The 555-nt window shown below is 74.4% G+C and carries 1 protein-coding gene; it reads left to right on the top strand.

What is annotated here, in order from left to right; all coding sequences use genetic code 11:
* Positions 1 to 555 (top strand): PEP-utilizing enzyme (locus ACXAID_RS28350; RefSeq protein ID WP_475025468.1); only part of this gene is annotated, 555 nt, incomplete at both ends.

Genomic DNA, 555 nt, shown 5'->3' on the forward strand with positions numbered 1-555 from the left:
GGAACGGGCCGGGCAGGCCACGGGCGCCGCCGCCGAGGTGCTCGCCGCCACCGCCACCCTGGCCACCGACCGCGGCTGGCTGGGGGCCGCCGAGAAACACATCAAACAAGGAACGCCCGCCGTCGGGGCGGTCAACGCCGCCATCGACCAGTTCGTCGACATGTTCAGCAAGCTCGGCGGGCTGATGGCCGAGCGCGTCTCCGACCTGCGCGACATCCGCTCCCGGGTGATCGCCGAACTCAAGGGACTGCCCGAACCGGGCGTCCCGCTGCCCGACGAGCCCTCGATCCTGTGCGCCGAGGACCTCGCCCCCGCCGACACCGCCGGCCTGGACCCGACACTGGTGGTCGCACTGGCCACCACCCTCGGCGGCCCGACCAGCCACACCGCGATCATCGCCCGCCAGCTCGGCATCCCCTGCGTGGTGGCCGTCACCGGCCTCGACGACATCGCCTCCGGAACCATGGTCCTCGTCGACGGCACCCTCGGCACCGTCACCGCCGACCCCGAGGAATCCGCCGCCCGCGACGCCGTCGCCGCCGCGCAGCGCGCCGC

The sequence above is a fragment of the Mycobacterium sp. ABE4_509 genome (assembly GCF_056160785.1).